This is a genomic window from Tundrisphaera macrotermitis (assembly GCF_051175315.1).
Classification (GTDB): Bacteria; Planctomycetota; Planctomycetia; order Isosphaerales; family Isosphaeraceae; genus Tundrisphaera.
Genome location: NZ_CP195100.1, coordinates 4,465,707 through 4,483,458 on the forward strand (window position 1 = coordinate 4,465,707; position 17,752 = coordinate 4,483,458).

Sequence of the window (17,752 nt, forward strand, 5' to 3'; positions counted from 1 at the left end):
TCAGGCCTTGCCGGCGTGGCCGGCGACGCGGATCAGGCCGCGGGCGCGGTCGATGGCGCGGGCGCGCTGGGTTTGTTCGAGCTCGGTCGTGCCGTGGAGGGCGGTGGCCTCGGCCAGCTCGCGCTGGGCGGCGGCGACGTCGATCGAGGCGGCGGGGATGGCGCGGTTGGTGAGGATCGTCACCACGTCGTCGCGGACCTGGGCGAACCCGCCGTCGACGAAGTAGCGCTTGGTGGAGCCGAGGGCGCGGGTCCGCAGCTCGCCGTAGCCCAGGCGGCCGATCAGCGGGGAGCGGCCCGGCAGGATCCCGACCTCGCCGTCGAACAGGGGGATGGCGACGAACTCGACCGCCTCGTCGAACAGGGTGCGTTCCGGCGTGACCACCACGCACTGGATGCGGTCGCCGGACTTCTTGCTCTCGGGGGCGTGGGCGGACGTGCCGAAATCCGCGTCCACGGTGCTGGCGGTGGCCATGAGGGCGAGACCTTAAATCGGGTGTTCCAGGCGATTCGATTCGTTCGGGGGGACGCCCCCCGCCCGCGCCGAGGGGTCGGCGCGGGGCGGGGTCATCCGGTTCAGCGGGCCATCTTCTTGGCCTGTTCCTCGGCCTGGTCGACCGAGCCGACGTAGAGGAACGCACCTTCGGGGAGGTGGTCCCACTTGCCGTCGCAGATTTCCTTGAACGAGCGGATCGTGTCGGGCAGGGTCGTGTACTGGCCTTCCTTGTTGGTGAAGACCTCGGCCACGAAGAACGGCTGCGACATGAACCGCTCGATGCGGCGGGCGCGGTGGACGATGAGCTTGTCCTCTTCGGACAGCTCATCGACGCCGAGGATGGCGATGATGTCCTTGAGTTCCTTGTACCGCTGGAGGATCGTCTGGACGCGGCGGGCGACGTCGTAGTGCTCCTGGCCCACGTACTGCGGGTCGAGGATTCGGGACGACGAGCCGAGCGGGTCGACGGCGGGGAAGATCCCCTTCTCGGCGATCGACCGCTGGAGCACGATGAACGCGTCGAGGAAGCCGAAGGTGGTGGCCGGGGCCGGGTCGGTCAGGTCGTCCGCCGGGACGTACACGGCCTGCACCGAGGTGATGGCGCCCTGGTTGGTCGAGGTGATCCGCTCCTGCAGGCCGCCCATCTCGGTGGCCAGCGTGGGCTGGTAGCCGGCGTTGGACGGCATGCGGCCCAGCAGCGCGGACACTTCCGAGCCGGCCTGGCTGAACCGGAAGATGTTGTCGATGAACAGCAGGGTGTCGGCCCCGGTCGAGTCGCGGAACCACTCGGCGTTGGTCAGCGCCGACAGGGCGACGCGGAGGCGGGCGCCGGGCGGCTCGTTCATCTGGCCGAAGAACATCACCGTGGAGTCGATGACGCTCTTGCCGGTCGAGCCGATCTTGGTGTCCTGCATTTCCAGCCAGAGGTCGTTCCCCTCGCGGGTCCGCTCCCCGACGCCGGCGAACACCGAAAAGCCGCTGTGCACCTTGGCGATGCGGGCGATCAGCTCGGTCAAGATCACGGTCTTGCCCAGCCCGGCGCCGCCGAACAGGCCGATCTTGCCGCCGCGGACGAACGGGGTCAGCAGGTCGACGACCTTGATGCCGGTCTCGAAGACCTCGGTCTTCGGCGACAGGTTATCGAAGGGGGGCGGGTCGCGGTGGATCGGCCAGTGCTCGCTGGCGGGGACGGGGCCCCGGCCGTCGATCGGCTGGCCGAGGAGGTTGAACACCCGGCCCAGGGTCTCCTTGCCGACCGGCACGCTGACCGGGGCGCCGGTGTCGACCACCGCCATCCCGCGGACCAGGCCGTCGGTGGAGCCCAGGGCGACGCAGCGGACGCGGTTGCCGCCGAGGTGCTGCTGGACCTCGCCGGTCAGGTGGATCGAGACGCCCTTTTCTTCGGCGTCGATGGTGATGGCGTTGAAGATCTCGGGCAGGTGACCTTCTTCGAACTCGGCGTCGAACGTCGAGCCGATCACCTGGGCGATATGTCCCGTCGCGGTCGCGGTGGCCATGGACTCGGAACTCCGAAAAGGATCAGGCGCCGGGAGGTTGGGCCGGCCGGACGTCGTGTAGGGGTCTTATTTCAGGGCGGCGGCGGCGCCGATGATCTCGGCCAGCTCGCCGGTGATCTGGGCCTGCCGGGCGCGGTTGTAGAGCATCGTGAGCGACTTCACCATCTCGTCGGCGTTGTCGGTCGCCCCCCGCATCGCCACCATCCGCGCGATCTGCTCGCTCACGGCGGCGTCGAGGAAGCACTTGAACAGCCGGATCTTGAAGGAGACCGGGACGATCTCTTCCAGGATGCTCCGGGCATCGGGCAGGAACTCGTAGGGCACGCGGGCATGGCCGGGCTTGCCGTCGGCCCCCTTGGCCGGCGGCTTCGCGGCGGGCTCCGGCACGGCGGCCGCCTGCGTGGACAGCACGGTCATCGGCAGGAGGGTCTCGACCACGGCCTCTTGCCGCGCCGAGTTGATGAACCGGGTGTAGGCCACGTCGACCCGGTCGATCTCCTTGCGGAGGAACATCCCGATCAGGTTATCGGCCAGGACCTCGACTTCCTCGAACTGCGGCCGGTCCTCGAACTGGAGGTACGACGCGTCGATCGGGAGCTTGCGGAACCGGCAGAAGGCGAGCCCGCGCTTGCCGGCGACTTCCAGGCGGAAGTTGATGTTCTGCGAGGCGTAGTCCTGCAAGGTCCGGTTGGCGACCCGGATCACGTTGCCGTTGTAGCCGCCGGCCAGGCCGCGGTTGCTGGTCAGCATCAGCAGGGCCGATTTCTGGACCGGCTCGCGGACTTCCAGCAGCGGGTGCGACACGTCCTTGGCGGTCTGGCCGAGGTCGGCCACCAGCTCGGCGATCTTGCGCGTGTAGGCTTCCGCCTGGGTGGCGCGGTCCAGCGCCTTCTTGAATCGCGCGGTGGCGATCAGTTCCATCGTCCGCGTGATCTTGCGGATGTTCTGCACCGACTTGCGGCGCTTGACAATCGCTCGGGCCTTGGCCATCGGTGGATTCTCGCTCTCGTCTCGCCGTCAGGAGGGGCGGTCGCCGGGGCCGAGGCCGGCGCGGTGCCGGCCTTCGGCCCCTCTGGCGGGGCGGTGTCGCGGCGGGTCAGGCCGACGCGCCGGCCAGGGCCGCGGTCGTGGCCGGGGCGGGCGAACGATACTGCGACTGGAACTCGCCCAGGGCCGCCTTCAGGCCGGACACCACGGCGTCGGACAGCTTGCGTTCCTTGACCAGGAGGTCGCGGACGTCCTTCTTGCGCTCCCGCATGAAGGCGAGGAACTGCTCCTCCCAGCGGGAGACCTCCTTGACCGGGACGTTGTCCAGGTAGCCTTCCGAGCCGGCGTAGATGCTGAGCACCTCGTCGATCACGTCGAGCGGGCGGTACTGGGGCTGCTTGAGCAGCTCCACCATCCGGTAGCCGCGGTCGAGCTGGAGCTGGGTCGCCTTGTCCAGCTCGGTGCCGAGCTGGGCGAAGGCTTCCAGCTCGCGGAAGGCCGCGAGGTCGAGGCGGAGGCCGCCGGCCACCTTCTTCATCGCGGGGATCTGGGCCTTGCCGCCCACCCGCGAGACGGAGATGCCGACGTCGACCGCCGGGCGGACGCCGGCGAAGAACAGGTCGGGCTGGAGGTAGATCTGGCCGTCGGTGATCGAGATCACGTTGGTCGGGATGTACGCCGACACCTCGCCTTCGAGCGTCTCGATCAGGGGCAGGGCGGTCATCGACCCGCCCGAGGTGGCGGTCTTGACGAACTTGTGCCCGGTCGGGTAGTCCGCCTTCAGCGCCGCCTTGACCTCGTGGAGGCCGGGCTCGCCGATGTAGACCTTGCCGTTGACGGCCGACTGCTCGTTGACGGTCGCCTCGTCGGCCCCTTCGGGGACGATCACGTACTTGTTGGCGAGCTTGGCCGACCGCTCCAGGAGGCGGGAGTGGGCGTAGAACACGTCGCCCGGGTAGGCCTCGCGGCCCGGCGGGCGGCGGAGCAACAGCGACAGCTCGCGGTAGGCGACCGCCTGCTTGGACAGGTCGTCGTACACGCAGAGGGTGGCCTTGCCCTGGCCGTACATGAAGTACTCGGCCATGGCGCACCCGGCGTAGGGGGCCAGGTACTGGAGCGGGGCGGGGTCGCTGGCGCCGGCGGCGACGACGATGGTGTAGTCCATCGCGCCGTTCTTGCGGAGGACCTCGACCAGGCTGGCCGTGGTCGACTCCTTCTGGGCCACGGCGACGTAGACGCAGATGACGCCCGTCCCCTTCTGGCTCAGGATGGCGTCGATGGCGATGGCGGTCTTGCCGGTCTTGCGGTCGCCGATGATCAGCTGGCGCTGGCCGCGGCCGATCGGCGTCATGGCGTCGATCGCCTTGATGCCGGTCTGCATCGGCTCATCGACCGGCTGGCGGTCGGCGATGCCGGGGGCGGGCGACTCGACCAGGCGGGTCTCGCTGGTGAGGATCGGCCCCTTGTTGTCGATCGGCTGGCCGATGGCGTTGACCACGCGGCCGATCATCCCCTCGCCGACCGGGACGCGGAGCAGCTCGCCGGTGGCGGTGACGGACTGGCCCTCGCGGATCTCGGTGTATTCGCCGAGGATGATGACGCCGACCGAGGTTTCTTCGAGGTTGAAGGCGAGGCCCTTGACCCCGTTCTCGAACAACACCATCTCGCCGGTCATCACGCCGGAGAGGCCGTGGACCCGGGCGATGCCGTCGCCGACCTCGAGGACGCGGCCGACTTCGGTCTTGGTGACCGTGGACTGGAACTGCTCGATCTCGCGCTGGATGACCGAGGTGATCTCATCGGCTTGGAATTTCATGGCTCTTTCTTTCGATGAGCCGGTCGCGGAGCCGCCCCAGGCGGTTGCGGACCGAGGCGTCATAGACGTCGTCGCCGACCTGGACGACCAGGCCACCGATCAGGGACGGGTCGACTTCCAGCGTGAGGACGGGCGTCGCCTGGATCAGGGCGGCCAGGCGGTCGCGGACGGCGGCCTGCTGCCCCTCGTCGAGCGGCACCGCCGAGCGGACGGTCACCGGCTTGCGGCCCTGGCGGCGGTCCCAGATGACGCGGGCCTGGCGGACCACCTCGGGGAGGATCGCCAGCCGGCCGTGCCGGTTCATGACGCGGAGGAAGCGGGTGACCGTGGGCATCGCCTTCCCCTCGAAGGCGTCGACCAGGATCCGGTCTTTCTCTTGGGTCGGGGTGGCGGGGGAGGCCAGGATGGCCGCGAACCGGGGGTTGGCCGCCAGCACGTCCCGGCAGATCGACTCCAGCTCTTCGAGCGCGGCGTCGGTCTCGCCGGCCTGTCCGCCGACGTTCAGCAGGGCGTCGGCATAGTTGCGCGACACCTCGGCCGTGTGGTAGTCGAAGACCGTGGCCGGCATGAACTCGGCGGACGATTCCGGCGACTGGGGTCCGGCGGTCATGCCCGGTGCCCCCCGTAGCCATTCCCGTCGCCGTTGGCGGGCAGCTCGCTCAGGGCGACCTCGACCAGGCGGCGCTGGTCATCGGCGTTCAGCTCGCGCGACAGGACGCGGCCGGCCACCGAGACGGCCAGGTCGGCGGTCTTGCCATAGATCTCAGCGAGGGCCTGCTCCTTGGCGCCGGAGATCTCGCGTTCGGCGCGGGCCCGGTTCGCCTCGGCGGCGGCCTGGGCCTCGCGGAGGATTGCCTCGGCGGACGCCTTGGCCTCGCGGCGGGCCTCCTCGATCAGGGCGCGGGCCTGGTCGCCGGCCTGGGCGAGGTGCTTGCGGGTCTCGGCGGCCAGGGCCTCGGCCTCGTTGCGGGCCTTCTCGCTGTCGAGCAGGACGTGTTCGAGGTGGGCCTCGCGCTCGTGCAGGGCGTGGAGCAGGGGCTTCCAGGCGAACTTGGCCAGCACCGCCATCAGCAGGCCGAAGACGATCAGCGTGTAGATCGCCAGCGACGGCTGGGGCTCCATGATGTTCGGGGTGCCGTGGGACGCGGCACCGTCATGGGCGGCGGCGTCCGCGTGGGCGCCGGCGGTGGCGGCGGCATGTGTATCGGTGGCGGCGGCGGACGTCGGGGCCGGCGTCTGGGCGGAGGCCGGCCGGGCGGTCGGGCCGAAGCCGATCGCCAGCGCCAGCAGGGCGAGGGCCGGGATCGAGTTCCGGAGCATGGAAGGAGGACCTCGCGAACCGAAGGATTCGGGGTGGATCGGGCGACGGGCCCGGCCGGGGGCGGCGGGGCGACGCCCGATCCGCCCCGCGTCCGGCCTGCGACATCAGCTGCCGGGGACGATGAAGCCGAGGACGATCAGGGCGAAGAACGTGACGCCCTCGATCAGGGCCGCCGAGATGATCATGGCCGTCTGGATGTTCGCCGCGATCTCGGGCTGGCGGGCCATCGCCTCGACCGCCGAGGCCGTCAGCCGGCCGATGCCCGCGGCGGCGCCGAAGATCACCAGGCCGATGCCGATGGCGTTCAGCTTGAACAGGGTGCCGGCCGTCGTGGCGGCGGGGGCGGCGGCCTCCTGGGCGAACACCGACGCGTCGAGGGCGAAGAAGACGGCGGCGATCAGGGCGGCGAACTTCACGAGTTTCATCTGAAGCCTCAACTCCTAATGGGATCAGTCTGGACGGGGGGAGAGGGCGGGGTCGCGCGGGGGGCGACCACGCCGGGAGGCCGACGCCTCGGGAGAGGACGGCGGCCCGGCCTCGCGGGAGGCCGGGCCGGCATCAGTGCGGGTGCACCGCCGTGCCGATGAACAACGCGGACAGGAAGGTGAAAATGTAGGCCTGGAGGAAGGCCACGAACAATTCGAGGAGGCTCAGGGCGACCACCCCGGCCACGCTCGCCGGCATCACCGCGTACCATGCCACGCCCTGCACCTGGATGATGAAGCCCAGGATCACCGCCAGCACGATGTGCCCGGCCAGCATGTTGGCGAACAATCGCACCGACAGGACGATGTGGCGGATGAACAGGCCGGCGATCTCGATCAGGAACATCAGCCCCCAGAGCGGGGCCTTCATGACCTTGGGCACGTCCAGGGAGGGGACCAGCCCGGTCCAGAAGTGGCCGGGGCCCATCTTCTTCATCCCGGCGCCCACCACCACGAAGAACGTCATCAGGGCGAGCACCGCCGTGACGTTGATGTTGCCGGTGGCCGACGCCCCGCCGGGGATCATCCCCAGCAGGTTGCTGAACAGGACGAACAGGAAGACCGTCCAGAGATAGGGGAGGAAGGCGTCGGCGTCGTGCCCGCCGATGGCCGGCCGGGCCACGCCGTCGCGGATGAACAGTAGGATCGCCTCGAAGGCGTTCAGGAACGCCCCCTTGGTCACCGGCCGGCGGGCCACGTGGCGGGCCAGCGGGACGACGATCAGGATGATCAGCGCCGCCGCCACGAGTTCCATCACCATGAACCGGGTGACCTGGATGTCGGCGAAGCCCAGGGGGATCCTCGGCAGGTGGAACTCGCCCACCATCGGGATGTCCAGGGTGTTGTGATCGACGACGTGTTCGAGCGGGCTGTGTGATTCTGCTGCCATGACGTCCCACGATTCCGTGATGCCGAAGCACGCGGGGCCCACCGCCCGCCATACTCGATCCGCGCCCCGTCAGCGGCCCGGGGGAGGGACGCGGGCGATCTTCACCAGGTGGATCATCCCCACGCCGAAGCCGAGGACCATCCCGAGCAGGAGCAGCGCCGGGCCCGTCCCCAGCTGGCGATCCGCGACATGGCCCGCCACCGGCGGGAGCGAGAACTCGAGCCCCAGGGTCGTGATCCGGGAGGCCCAGTCGATCCCCACGGAGAGGGGAGAGCGGCGATGGTCCTGGTGCACGGGGGACTCCGGCCCTCGCTCGCGAACGTCTTGCCGATTGCGGACGTTCCTCGGGGCGAGCGAGAAGGTCATTTAAACCCGGCCCGCCCCACCTGTCAATCACCCAGGGGAGAAGTTCGAGAATTTTTTCACAATGTCCCGCGCGCGATCGTTAAATCCGCCCCCCAGGCGGGTTCCGGCCTCCGACTCCGCTCCGCCATCGGGGGCACGGCCGGGCCTCCGATGTGACGCCCCGGCGCGAGAAATCCACGACGGGTCCACCGACACCCATTGACATCAAATGTGGGATTTGGTAATCAGTAAGCACCTGCTCCTTGTGCCATAGAATTGCGTTTGTGCCAAGTGGGGACCAGGCATGCCATTGCATCCATGCCCCGAAGCAAATCATCGTCCGGGCGGCCGGGAATCGTGACCCACGATTTCCTGTGCCGCCCGTCGTCGTTTTGGGGCTTTGCGATCCGGTGACAGGCTCCGACTTGGTCCCGCCGTCGAATCCATCCGGATGACAGGGAGTCCCCCGGATCGGCCCACTCACGGATGAACCTCGCGTTCCTTAGTCCCGTCCGGTGGGCCCTTCGCCCCACCATCCCGGGCGGTGACGGAGTGGCCCCGCATGACCATCGATACGCTCAAGGACTGCAACAAGAAAGTTCTCGCGAGGATGGCCAAGGAACAAGGCATCGTCGGCTGGCATGCCATGCGGAAAGACCAGTTGATCCGCGCGTTGGCCCAGCCCGCCGGTGCCCCCAAGAAGGATGGGGCCAAAGCCGCCCCGGAGAAGGTCGCGGCGATCGCCCCGGCCCGTCGCCCCGCACCGATCCCGACTCCTGCAAGGATCGTGCCGGTCGCCCCGCCCCGGGCCCTGGAACATGCCTGCGTCAAGGACCGGATCATCGTGATGGTCCGCGACCCGTACTGGCTCCATGCCCACTGGGAGCTGAGCCGCTCCACCCTGGCGCGGGCCCAGGCCGCGCTGGGCCAGGAATGGCACACCGCCCGGCCGGTCCTGCGGCTGATGGACGTCTCCAGCGAGGACACCACCGCGGCGTCGGAGCGGGCGATCCGCGACATCGACATCCACGGCGGGGTCAACAACTGGTACGTCGACGTCACCTCGCCCCCCCGTTCGTTCCGCATTGATATTGGCTACCTGTCGAAGCGGGGCAAGTTCTTCATCCTGGCCCGGTCCAACGTCGTGAGCACCCCCAAGGCGGGCGTCGCTGACATGATGGACGAGAACTGGTCGAGCGTCCAGGACCAGTTCCATAAAATCTTCATGCAGTCGGGCGGGGCGCAGGGCGCGGCCACCTCGGTCGACCTCCGCGAGATGATGGAAGAACGGCTCCGCCGCCCGATGCACGGCCTGTCGCTCCAGAGCCTCGGCACCGGCGCCCTGCACGGCCTGTCCAACGGCTTCCACTTCGAGATCGACGCCGAGCTGATCGTCTACGGCGCCACCGAGCCCAACGCCAAGGTCACGCTCCAGGGCGAGCCGGTCCAGCTCCGCCCCGACGGCACCTTCACCGTCCGGTTCAGCCTGCCCGATTCCCGCCAGATCATCCCGGCCGTGGCCGCCAGCCCCGACGGCGTCGAGGAACGGACCATCGTCCTGGCCGTCGAACGCAACACCAAAGAGCTTGAGCCGATGATCCACGACGGCAACGAGCTTTGATTTAACCGAATCCTCCCTCTCATGTTTCGCGGCGAAACGCCGCGCGGCCTTCGCCCGTACCCGGGGCGAGGACCGCGCGGCGTCTCCGTTTGGCGGGTCGCCATCGCTCGACCCGCGAAGATCCTGACGGACCGCTCTGACCGGCCAGGGATTCCAGGAATGAATCGCTACTTCCCCGATTTCGACGTGGAGAGGTTCTGGGAGCCGTCCGACTATGCCGTGAGTGACTATCTGGGCAGGCCACCGACCGACGAGGTGGTTGCCGCCGTCGAGCGAGAGCTCGGCTACAGGTTGCCTGCCTCCTACGTCGAGTTGATGCGGTTCCAGAATGGGGGCATCCCCAGGAGAACCAACCACCGGACCAGGGAGCGGACCTCCTGGGCGGAGGATCATATCGCGATCTCCGGCATCTACTCGATCGGCGGCGAGAAGCGCTATTCCCTCTGCGGCCCGGCCGGGAGCAAGTTTTGGGTCGATCATTGGGGGTATCCGGCCATCGGCGTCTATTTCGCCGATTGCCCGTCGGCCGGACATGACATGGTCTGCCTGGACTATCGGGAATGCGGGCCGGCCGGGGAGCCACGGGTCGTCCACATCGACCAGGAGTGGGACTACAAGATTGTGCCCGTCGCGGAGACCTTCGATGCTTTCATCCGCGGCCTGGAGGACGACTCGGCGTTCGGGTGAATCGAGGAATTGGCCATGATCCTACGAATCCGTGAAGCCAAAGCCTGCGGGCCGCACTCGTTGAAGCTGACCTTCAGCGACGGGGTTAGCAAACGGATCGATGTCGGCCCCTTGCTTGACGGTCGGATGTCCGAACCGCTTCGCGATCCGGCCTTCTTTGCACAGGCCGCGCTGGACCCGGTTTGCGGGACGGTCGTCTGGCCCAATGGTGCGGATTTCGCTCCGGAGGCACTCTATCATTTGGAAACCGAAGGACCATATCATTGGGAGGGGATGAGGAGGGATGAACCTGATGCCTGAACCGATTCACACTACAATTCATGAGCCCATGATGCTGCCAGCACCGTCGATCACGTTGCAGGTGACCCCGGAGATGATGGCGACGCTCCAGCAGATGTCACGCGAGTCGAAGCAGCCGCTCGACGTCCTGTTCACTCGGGCGATCGGCCTCTATCAGGCGGCACTCCGTGCGTCTGCCGACGGGAAGTACATCGGCTATGCCGCATCGCCCGACGTCCTGGACGTCGAGTTTACCGGCCTCGACGCTTCCGGGACCCGGTAGGCATGGCGGCATAGAAATTCGACATCGGTGGCCTGCTTCCCGAGGGTTCCAAGGTTGAGGCCATCAGCATCAAGGCCCCCGAAGACCTGGAAGATAAGGCCGCTCGACTCCGCAAAGAGTTCTGGTCATTCCTCGTCAAAGAGCTGGCCGCCTATGCGGTCGCCTTCCTTTTCCTGGTCGTGATCGGTGGCTATTGCTGTTATGTGGTCGTTCGACATGGGGTCGTCTCGCCCGAGGCGCGGGTGGTCTTCCCGCTGATCACCACGCTCTTCGGCGGAGTGGTGGGTATGATTGTCGGCAAGGCTGGCAAGTAGACAATGCGACGCGACCAGGGGTGACGATCGATGAGCAAGGATATCGCCCCGATCCTCCAGGGTTGGGACCACGATCCCGACGAGATCCAGGTGCGGATCATCGCGGGGGACGATGGGCGGGACAAGATCCAGATGAGGCTGGACCTGGGGGTGATCCAGCTCGAACTGGCCGGGAGGCCGGACGGGCTGACGCCTCACGGGAAGGAGTCGTTGCTGGACTGGCACGAGGCCCGCGCCGCCGAGGAGCCGGGCTATCGGATCGAGTCGAGCGACTGCGAGGGGCTGATGCGCGAGGGGGTGCAGTACTACCAGCGCTACCTGGCCTCGTTCCACCTCCACCGCTTCGACCTCGTGGTCCGGGACACGACCCGGAACCTCCGCTTGTTCGCCTTCGTGGTCAAGCACGCCGAGAACCGGCACGACTGGATCCAGTTCGACCGGTTCCGCCCCTACGTCACGATGATGCGGGCCCGGGCCCTGGCCATGCAGGCGCTCGACCGGGAGAAGCACGGTGAGGCCCTCCAGGCGTTCGACGACGGGATCGCCGCGATCCGCGACTTCCTCCGCGAATACGACCAGGAAGAAGAGAGCATCCACAGCCCCGAGTTGAACGTCCTGGTCCGGCTCCGCCGCGAGGTCGAGACGACCCGCCCGGTCGGCCCGGAGGAGCGGCTGGAACAGCAGATGAAGCTGGCCATCTCGCTGGAAGACTTCGAGGAGGCCGCCCGCCTGCGCGACCAGCTGGCGCGGCTCAAGGGGCCCGGGCTGGGCGAGTCGGCCGACTGAACAATTGCACCAATCCATCGGATTGGCCTTGTGGACGGATGGGGGCGAAGCTACCATCAAACCTGTCCGGCTTCGGTCGGTCCGGTTGTCTGCCATGTTCGACACGGGGTGTACTTTTGGCGAACCAATGAGTACCCGAGGGGGGCCGATTCAAGACCGTTCGGCTTGTCCGTCCTGGTCCAAGGCACCCACTTAAACTGCGGGTTCTCAAAAGCACCTCAACGGCATTGCGGTGGATGACTGCCCGGCCCGCACCCGCTTCCTCGCGAAGTGGTTGCGGGCCGTCTTCGTTCCCGGGGGCGTGGTTCACGTGGCATCGATCAAGCGTGAGAAGGCCGAGCTTCGCCGTCGGGTGACCGCCGCGGTCCTGGCGATGGACCCGGCCGAGCGGAAGGCCCAGGAGCAAGGGCTCGCCGATCGGCTCGTCCAACTGCCGGGGATCGCCGGGGCCCGGTCCGTACTGATCTACGCGGGGGTGTTCGGCGACGAGATCGACACCCGGCGGTTCCCGAGGTCGCTGCTGTCGCTGGGCAAGACGGCGGTCTACCCGACCGTCGACCGCGAGGCCCGGCGGCTCCGGCTGTTCGCGGTCGAGGACGAGGGGCGCGACCTCGTCACCAGCCCCTACGGCATCCCCGAGCCCCGCGCCGGGTGCCGCGAGGTCGAGCCGGCCGAGGTCGACTGGGTGCTGGTGCCGGGGGTGGCCTTCGACGATCGCGGGTTCCGGCTGGGGCGGGGAGGGGGGTACTACGACCGCCTGCTGCCTTTGCTGAGGCCCGAGGTCCCCCGCTGGGCCCTGATCCTCACGCCCCAGCGGGTCGACCGCGTCCCGACCGAGCCCCACGACCAGGCGCTCGACGGGATCGCGGACTGGCAACGGACGGTCGCGGCCGCCCGCGCCGGGGTTACTTGATCTCGACCTTCGGCGGATGGGCGTAGCCCTGGAAGGCGCGGCCGAGTTCGGCCGGATCGGTCGCCCCCTTGTGGAGGACGACGCGGTAGCCGAACACGATCGATTCGCCGGGGTTGAGCCGGAACTCGCCCGACTCCTTCTTGCCGAAGTCGTGCCATCCGAATGGGTTGGCGGCGAACAGGCCGTAGTCGCGGACGTGCCAGGTGGTCGGGGCGCGGAAGCTGTCGGGATGGTTCAGGATGGCGATCCCGAAGGTCTCCCCGCCGATCGGACCGGTGTAGTCGACCCACGACGCCGGCTTGCCCCAGGCGGCCTTGTCGGTCAGCCCCTCGGAGGTGACGATCTTGCCCCCCTTCTTGGCGGTCACGTCCATGCTGGTCGCCACCCGGAGGGCAAACGTCCCCTCCTTGGTGTCGCCGAACGTGGCCGGGGCCGGGGCCTTCAGGACCACGTCGAAGTCGAAGACCCGCGCCCCCTTGGTCGCATAGATGCGGACGGTCCGCTCGTCGGTGAGGATGAGCTTGCCGCCGGAGTCGGCCCAGTCGTCGGTCGTCCGGAGCACGCCGAGGGCGGGTCCCTGGACGAGGTCGGCCCGCGACGTCTCCCGGATCGTGCCGTGGTTGGGCAGGATGCTCCAGAAGTCGACGCCGTTGACGTTGCCGTGGGCGTACCACAAAGACTCGTGGTGCGGGTGGTCGGTGGTCTCGCCCGGGACCTTGTCCATCGGGTAGGATCGCGTCATCTTCACGCCGCCCGGCCCGAGCAGCGGGTAGAGGTAGGGCTTGGACCCGCCGTCCGGGACGTACTCGGTGAGCGGCTCGCCCGCGGCGGCGATCTTGACCCGCCGGCCCTCCGGGGTGAGCGTCACGCCCCGATGGCCATTCTCGGCGGGGACGGGGGTCAGGTCGTAGGTTTGTTTGGCCCCGGCGTCGAGGCGGTCCAGGATGAACCCGAGGTGGCGTTTCCCGTCCTGCTCGAAGACCTGGGCGGGGAGCGGCGACCCGCCCGCGCCGGGCGCGGCGAGTTGGTAGGGGCCGACCGGGAGTTCTTTGGACAGGGGGACGATGACCGGGGTCTCGCCCAGGGCGTCGGTGCCCTGGACCTCGACCTTCGTCTGGGACCGGGCGGCCGGGCCCGCCGCGAGCAGCCCGAAGCCGACCAGCAGGGCCCATCGCGCCGACATCCAGGAACGGGAGAATTTCCGCATGGTGGAACTCCGGGGGGTGGCCAGATCATGAGCGAGGACGACTTCGGCGTGCCCATCCCCGGCGCGATCCTGCCGGAAGACCGCTGGGCCCGCACGGCCATCAAGCGGATGCCGCCGCCGGGCCCTCTGGACTGGGCGGCGATCTTCGGGCGCGAGGCGCCGGTCGTCCTGGAACTGGGCTGCGGCAATGGACGGTATACGCTCCAGAGCGCCCTGTCGAGGCCCGAGGTCGACCACTTCGGCAGCGACATCCTGCCGGTGGTGATCCGCTATGCGACCCGTCGCGCCAACCAGCGAGGGCTGCACAACGTCCGGTTCGCGGTCAAGGACGCCCAGACGCTGATGCGGTCCTACGTCCCGCCCGGCTCGGCGGCGGAGGTCCACCTGTATCACCCCCAGCCCTACCACGATCGCCGGTTCGCCCACCTCCGGCTGGTCACGCCCCGGTTCCTGGCCGACGTCCATCGCGGATTGCAGCCCGGCGGCCGGTTCTTCGTGCAGACCGACAACCCGGACTACTGGGACTACATCGGCCGCCTCGCCTCGGTGTTCTTCGCCTTCGAAGAACGCGGCGAGCCCTGGCCCGACGCCCCCGAAGGGCGGTCGCGCCGCGAGATCCTGGCCCGGAGCCGCGGCCTGCGGATCTTCCGGGGCTCGGGCGTCCGCCGCGACGACCTCGCCCCGGCCGACGCCCTCCGGATCGCCGAGTCCCTGCCTCTGCCCACCTTCCGCAGCCGCGGCCCGTGGTGCGACCTCGACGCGCTGGAGTGACGCGACCGGCCCGGCCTACTCGCGGGGGCGCGGGCCGGGCTCGTCGTCGTCGGGGAGGTCGCGGAGCCAGGCGTCGATGTCCGGGGGAGGCTCGGGCCGGGGGTCGTCCAGGAGGGACGGCCGGGGGCGTTTCGGGACGATGTGGCGGCGGGCGGCGAAGAAGGCCCGCAGGCCGATGTAGATCACCGCCATGCCGATTACCACGTAGACGACGTTGACGCCCGAGAGGCCGTAGCGGTCGGCCGACGATCGGCTCGCCGACGGGGCGGGGGCGTCCCACCGGATCCGGCCGACCAGCAAAGGCGCGGCACGGAGCGAGTCGCCGGCCATGTAGCGGAGGAGCTTGAGGAAGTAGCCGTCGAAACTGACCCGGAGGTGGACGTCGGGGCCGATCGGGAAGCCTTTGGGCGGCTCCTCGAAGATCACCACGTAGGGGAAACGGCGGTTCTCGTCGGAGTAGAGCCAGGCCTCGTACAGCCGGCCGCCGGGGGCCAGCTCGGTGTTGGCCTCGTAGGTGAGGACGCGGAGCACCGTCCCTTCCAGGTGGACCGGCACGCCGCGATAGCGCTCGGGGCGCTCCAGGAGGTGGGTGAACAGGACGTCGCGGCGGGCCGATCTGGCCAGGGCGGCGGGGGTGGCCTCGCGGGCGCGGCGGAGGAGGATCTGGTACGCCGGGTTGTCCCGGGGCTGCATCGGCATCTTGTCGACCAGCGCCTCGAACTCGATCCCGCCGTCCGGGACGATCGGCGTCAGCGACGACGCGGTAAGCGGGGGGCGCGGGGCGGGCGCGTCGGTCCCGGGCCGGGCCGACAGGAGGATCACCGGCCAGCCGACCACCACGATCGCGGCGAGCAGGAGCATGGTCCTCAGCTCGGAGCCGCGGAACATCCCCTTCGCCGGCTCACGCTTGCGGGTCACTGCGGGGCCCCCGGGTCGTCGCCCGCCCCCAGCTCGGCGAAGCTGATCTTGGTCAGCGGCTTGGGTTCGAGCGAGTTGAAGACGTTGATCACCTTCATCAGCTCGGCATACTTGAGCCGGGGGTCGACGCGGATCAAGGCCTGGTCGAACGGCAGGGTCGGGTCGTTGACGATCGCCTGGAGTTCCGTCTTGAGCTTGGCGAGGTCGTCGATGTCGTTCTCGCCCAGGACGATCCGGCCGAGCGTGCCGCCGTCGCCGGCGTGGAGGATGGTGGGCAGGGTCCGCAGGGCGGCGGGGACGTCGTTGCTGGGCGAGGTGTCGACGCTGGCCTGCGCCTCCATCTTCGTGGCCGGCTGGGCGGGCAGCAGGTTCATGGAGAACTGCCCCTCGGTCGGCGCCGGCCGGTAGGTCAGCACGAAGAAGGTGAGGAGCTGGAACGCCATGTCGAGCATGGGAGTGATCGGGATCTCGGGCTCGATGCTCCGCATCTTTCTCAAGGCACCACCCCCCAGGATCTCGTGCGTTCGGTCCGGCCCCGGCCCGGGATCGGGCCGCATCGCTCAGGGGCTGTTCATCGCCTTGAGGTCGAACTTCTGGAAGCCGTTGACCTGGCAGGTCGTGATCAGGCTGTACCAGGCGGAGAACGGGGTGTCGCGATCGGCGCGGATCACGACCCGCGTCGGCAGACCGTCGCCGGGTTCCGCCTTGGCCTTCAGGGTCTTCAGGTTGGCCCGGGCGATCTGGGCCTCGAACTTGATCTTCTGGACGGCCTTGTCCTGGTCCAGGGCCTCGCCGTTGAACAGGAGCTTGCCGTCCTTGTCGATGTTCAGGATCAGCCGCTCGTCCGCGGCCCGGGCCGCGTCGTCCTGGGGGCGGGCCGAGCCGGCGACCGGCAGCTTGATCCGTGCATCGTAGTTGTCGTTGCCGAAGTTGATCACCAGCATGAAGAAGGTGATGAGCTGGAACACCACGTCGAGCAGCGGCGTCAGGTCCGGCTCGCCCGACATTTCCTTGCCTGTGGCCGCCATCGATGCTCCCCTCCGAATTGCAACAGGCGCCGCGATGGCTTCGGGTGCGATCGTCCCGGGCGGGCCCGATCAGGCCGGGGTGGTCGCCTTGCTGGACTTGGCGGCGGCGAGCAGCGCGGCGATCGTCCGGTCGGCCACCTTCACGCTTTCCATCGTCAGGATGGCGATCCGGTTGCGGAAGAAGGCGAAGAAGAAGATCGCCGGCACGGCCAAAGACACCCCCTCCAGGGTGATGAACAGGGCCGACGAGATCCCCTCGGCCACCTTGTGGGGCTGGGGCTGCGACCCGGCGGCGTTGGCGATCTCGCGGAAGCTGTCGATCATGCCGGCGATCGTGCCGACCAGCCCGATCATGGGGCCCAGGGTGCCGATGATGGCCAGGTAGCTGATCTTGGCCTCCATCCCGGTGACCACCTCGTCCTGGGTGTCGTGCATCGCCTCCTTGGCCTCGGCGCGGCCGTTGGGCAGGGCGGCCACCCCGCTGCGGACCAGGCGGGCCAGGAACGAATCGTTATCCCGGCAGGCGTCGTAGGCCTCCTGGAACTTCCTTTCCTTGATCGCCGTCTCCAGCTTCTCGACCAGGGCGGGGGGGACCGCCTCGGTCACGCGCAGCTCCATGAAGAGCTTGATGACCAGGGCCGTGAAGTAGATCGACAGGAGGAGCAGGAAGGCGCCGATGATCCCGGAGGCCTCGATCGCCCAGCGGAGCAGAGACCGTTCGGTGCGGGGGGGCGCATCGGCCGAGGCGGCCGGCTCGGCGGGGGCGGCCGCGGGGTCGGCGGCCGGCTCGGCGGGGGCCTCGGCGGCCGGCGCCGGGTCGGCGGCCTTCTTCTCGTCCTGGCCGAACACCGACGGCGTCGGTGCCCAGGCCAGGCAGGCCAGGCATCCCGCGACGAACAGGGCCAGCGACCACGCCCGGCCGGGCGGGCGGGACGATTCCAGCGCGAGACTTGTCATCGACGACTCTCCCGAGGCGGGGCCCCTCCCGGCGCGATGCGGGGACGGCCACGCCCGAACCGGCACGATCGGTCCGCGGGCGAACCCGGTGGCTCCCGCGGCCCCCGCTCGCGTCGCGAGGCGAATATTGGCC

The 17,752-nt window shown here is 68.9% G+C and carries 21 protein-coding genes; 7 read left to right on the forward strand and 14 right to left on the reverse strand.

Features of this window, described 5'->3' with window-relative positions:
• The 9 genes from atpC to TA3x_RS18010 form a co-directional block, all read right to left on the reverse strand.
• Complete coding sequence (atpC, locus tag TA3x_RS17970; protein WP_435016035.1) at positions 1-474, reverse strand: ATP synthase F1 subunit epsilon; 474 nt, start codon at positions 472-474, stop codon at positions 1-3.
• A gap of 101 nt (positions 475-575) precedes the next feature.
• Positions 576-2,012 (reverse strand): F0F1 ATP synthase subunit beta, encoded by a 1,437-nt coding sequence (atpD, locus tag TA3x_RS17975; RefSeq protein WP_435016036.1) that lies wholly within the window; start codon positions 2,010-2,012, stop codon positions 576-578.
• A gap of 66 nt (positions 2,013-2,078) precedes the next feature.
• Complete coding sequence (gene atpG, locus TA3x_RS17980) at positions 2,079-3,002, reverse strand: ATP synthase F1 subunit gamma (RefSeq protein WP_435016037.1); 924 nt, start codon at positions 3,000-3,002, stop codon at positions 2,079-2,081.
• 106 nt (positions 3,003-3,108) lie between these two features.
• Positions 3,109-4,815, reverse strand: coding sequence for a F0F1 ATP synthase subunit alpha (atpA, locus tag TA3x_RS17985; protein ID WP_435016038.1), 1,707 nt, complete (start codon positions 4,813-4,815; stop codon positions 3,109-3,111).
• Positions 4,796-5,425, reverse strand: a complete 630-nt coding sequence (atpH, locus tag TA3x_RS17990) for an ATP synthase F1 subunit delta (protein WP_435016039.1) — start codon at positions 5,423-5,425, stop codon at positions 4,796-4,798. The genes atpA and atpH overlap by 20 nt, the downstream gene beginning before the upstream one ends.
• Positions 5,422-6,135, reverse strand: coding sequence for a F0F1 ATP synthase subunit B (gene atpF, locus TA3x_RS17995; protein ID WP_435016040.1), 714 nt, complete (start codon positions 6,133-6,135; stop codon positions 5,422-5,424). Before atpF ends, atpH begins: the two co-directional genes overlap by 4 nt.
• Positions 6,136-6,240: 105 nt before the next feature.
• Positions 6,241-6,561 carry an ATP synthase F0 subunit C gene (locus TA3x_RS18000; protein ID WP_435016041.1) on the reverse strand — a complete coding sequence of 107 codons (321 nt, stop codon included), beginning with the start codon at positions 6,559-6,561 and terminating at the stop codon, positions 6,241-6,243.
• 133 nt (positions 6,562-6,694) lie between these two features.
• Positions 6,695-7,510, reverse strand: coding sequence for a F0F1 ATP synthase subunit A (atpB, locus tag TA3x_RS18005; protein WP_435016042.1), 816 nt, complete (start codon positions 7,508-7,510; stop codon positions 6,695-6,697).
• A gap of 69 nt (positions 7,511-7,579) precedes the next feature.
• Positions 7,580-7,804, reverse strand: coding sequence for a hypothetical protein (locus tag TA3x_RS18010; protein WP_435016043.1), 225 nt, complete (start codon positions 7,802-7,804; stop codon positions 7,580-7,582).
• Between the two features lie 613 nt (positions 7,805-8,417).
• Here TA3x_RS18010 and TA3x_RS18015 point away from each other — a divergent pair.
• The 6 genes from TA3x_RS18015 to TA3x_RS18040 all read left to right on the forward strand — a co-directional run bounded on the left by TA3x_RS18015 (position 8,418) and on the right by TA3x_RS18040 (position 12,738).
• Complete coding sequence (locus TA3x_RS18015) at positions 8,418-9,476, forward strand: DUF4912 domain-containing protein (RefSeq protein ID WP_435016044.1); 1,059 nt, start codon at positions 8,418-8,420, stop codon at positions 9,474-9,476.
• A gap of 159 nt (positions 9,477-9,635) precedes the next feature.
• Positions 9,636-10,163, forward strand: a complete 528-nt coding sequence (locus TA3x_RS18020) for an SMI1/KNR4 family protein (protein ID WP_435016045.1) — start codon at positions 9,636-9,638, stop codon at positions 10,161-10,163.
• Positions 10,164-10,178: 15 nt separating this feature from the next.
• Positions 10,179-10,463 carry a DUF2442 domain-containing protein gene (locus tag TA3x_RS18025; protein ID WP_435016046.1) on the forward strand — a complete coding sequence of 95 codons (285 nt, stop codon included), beginning with the start codon at positions 10,179-10,181 and terminating at the stop codon, positions 10,461-10,463.
• 28 nt (positions 10,464-10,491) lie between these two features.
• Positions 10,492-10,725, forward strand: a complete 234-nt coding sequence (locus TA3x_RS18030) for a hypothetical protein (protein WP_435016047.1) — start codon at positions 10,492-10,494, stop codon at positions 10,723-10,725.
• Positions 10,726-11,069: 344 nt separating this feature from the next.
• Positions 11,070-11,825, forward strand: a complete 756-nt coding sequence (locus TA3x_RS18035) for a UvrB/UvrC motif-containing protein (protein WP_435016048.1) — start codon at positions 11,070-11,072, stop codon at positions 11,823-11,825.
• 310 nt (positions 11,826-12,135) lie between these two features.
• Entirely contained in the window at positions 12,136-12,738 is a 603-nt protein-coding gene (locus TA3x_RS18040) for a 5-formyltetrahydrofolate cyclo-ligase (RefSeq protein ID WP_435016049.1), read from the forward strand.
• Here the strand turns inward: TA3x_RS18040 and TA3x_RS18045 are convergent.
• Positions 12,731-13,945, reverse strand: a complete 1,215-nt coding sequence (locus TA3x_RS18045; protein WP_435016050.1) for a PmoA family protein — start codon at positions 13,943-13,945, stop codon at positions 12,731-12,733. The genes TA3x_RS18040 and TA3x_RS18045 overlap by 8 nt on opposite strands.
• A 27-nt stretch (positions 13,946-13,972) precedes the next feature.
• Here TA3x_RS18045 and trmB point away from each other — a divergent pair, with 27 nt between their 5' ends.
• On the forward strand, positions 13,973-14,716 hold the full coding sequence (trmB, locus tag TA3x_RS18050) for a tRNA (guanine(46)-N(7))-methyltransferase TrmB (RefSeq protein WP_435016051.1): 744 nt from the start codon (positions 13,973-13,975) through the stop codon (positions 14,714-14,716).
• Positions 14,717-14,731: 15 nt separating this feature from the next.
• Here trmB and TA3x_RS18055 read toward each other — a convergent pair whose 3' ends face one another.
• From TA3x_RS18055 to TA3x_RS18070, 4 genes are all read right to left on the reverse strand, one after another.
• Positions 14,732-15,634 (reverse strand): hypothetical protein, encoded by a 903-nt coding sequence (locus TA3x_RS18055; protein WP_435016052.1) that lies wholly within the window; start codon positions 15,632-15,634, stop codon positions 14,732-14,734.
• Positions 15,631-16,122, reverse strand: coding sequence for an ExbD/TolR family protein (locus TA3x_RS18060; RefSeq protein WP_435022391.1), 492 nt, complete (start codon positions 16,120-16,122; stop codon positions 15,631-15,633). Before TA3x_RS18060 ends, TA3x_RS18055 begins: the two co-directional genes overlap by 4 nt.
• A gap of 72 nt (positions 16,123-16,194) precedes the next feature.
• Positions 16,195-16,662: an ExbD/TolR family protein gene (locus TA3x_RS18065; RefSeq protein WP_435016053.1), complete on the reverse strand. Its 468-nt coding sequence runs from the start codon at positions 16,660-16,662 to the stop codon at positions 16,195-16,197.
• Positions 16,663-16,731: 69 nt separating this feature from the next.
• Positions 16,732-17,619: a MotA/TolQ/ExbB proton channel family protein gene (locus tag TA3x_RS18070; RefSeq protein ID WP_435016054.1), complete on the reverse strand. Its 888-nt coding sequence runs from the start codon at positions 17,617-17,619 to the stop codon at positions 16,732-16,734.
• Positions 17,620-17,752: the final 133 nt, after the last annotated feature.

What these genes read in the sequence shown, in the direction of transcription:
- TA3x_RS18065 (WP_435016053.1), bottom strand. Translation starts at nt 16,662, where the DNA reads ATGGCGGCCACAGGCAAGGAAATGTCGGGCGAGCCGGACCTGACGCCG.
- TA3x_RS18030 (WP_435016047.1), top strand. Translation starts at nt 10,492, where the DNA reads ATGATGCTGCCAGCACCGTCGATCACGTTGCAGGTGACCCCGGAGATG.
- TA3x_RS18060 (WP_435022391.1), bottom strand. Translation starts at nt 16,122, where the DNA reads ATGCGGAGCATCGAGCCCGAGATCCCGATCACTCCCATGCTCGACATG.
- TA3x_RS18020 (WP_435016045.1), top strand. Translation starts at nt 9,636, where the DNA reads ATGAATCGCTACTTCCCCGATTTCGACGTGGAGAGGTTCTGGGAGCCG.
- TA3x_RS18070 (WP_435016054.1), bottom strand. Translation starts at nt 17,619, where the DNA reads ATGACAAGTCTCGCGCTGGAATCGTCCCGCCCGCCCGGCCGGGCGTGG.
- atpB (WP_435016042.1), bottom strand. Translation starts at nt 7,510, where the DNA reads ATGGCAGCAGAATCACACAGCCCGCTCGAACACGTCGTCGATCACAAC.
- TA3x_RS18015 (WP_435016044.1), top strand. Translation starts at nt 8,418, where the DNA reads ATGACCATCGATACGCTCAAGGACTGCAACAAGAAAGTTCTCGCGAGG.
- TA3x_RS18000 (WP_435016041.1), bottom strand. Translation starts at nt 6,561, where the DNA reads ATGAAACTCGTGAAGTTCGCCGCCCTGATCGCCGCCGTCTTCTTCGCC.
- TA3x_RS18035 (WP_435016048.1), top strand. Translation starts at nt 11,070, where the DNA reads ATGAGCAAGGATATCGCCCCGATCCTCCAGGGTTGGGACCACGATCCC.
- atpC (WP_435016035.1), bottom strand. Translation starts at nt 474, where the DNA reads ATGGCCACCGCCAGCACCGTGGACGCGGATTTCGGCACGTCCGCCCAC.
- atpF (WP_435016040.1), bottom strand. Translation starts at nt 6,135, where the DNA reads ATGCTCCGGAACTCGATCCCGGCCCTCGCCCTGCTGGCGCTGGCGATC.
- trmB (WP_435016051.1), top strand. Translation starts at nt 13,973, where the DNA reads ATGAGCGAGGACGACTTCGGCGTGCCCATCCCCGGCGCGATCCTGCCG.
- atpA (WP_435016038.1), bottom strand. Translation starts at nt 4,815, where the DNA reads ATGAAATTCCAAGCCGATGAGATCACCTCGGTCATCCAGCGCGAGATC.
- atpG (WP_435016037.1), bottom strand. Translation starts at nt 3,002, where the DNA reads ATGGCCAAGGCCCGAGCGATTGTCAAGCGCCGCAAGTCGGTGCAGAAC.
- atpD (WP_435016036.1), bottom strand. Translation starts at nt 2,012, where the DNA reads ATGGCCACCGCGACCGCGACGGGACATATCGCCCAGGTGATCGGCTCG.
- TA3x_RS18045 (WP_435016050.1), bottom strand. Translation starts at nt 13,945, where the DNA reads ATGCGGAAATTCTCCCGTTCCTGGATGTCGGCGCGATGGGCCCTGCTG.
- atpH (WP_435016039.1), bottom strand. Translation starts at nt 5,425, where the DNA reads ATGACCGCCGGACCCCAGTCGCCGGAATCGTCCGCCGAGTTCATGCCG.
- TA3x_RS18025 (WP_435016046.1), top strand. Translation starts at nt 10,179, where the DNA reads ATGATCCTACGAATCCGTGAAGCCAAAGCCTGCGGGCCGCACTCGTTG.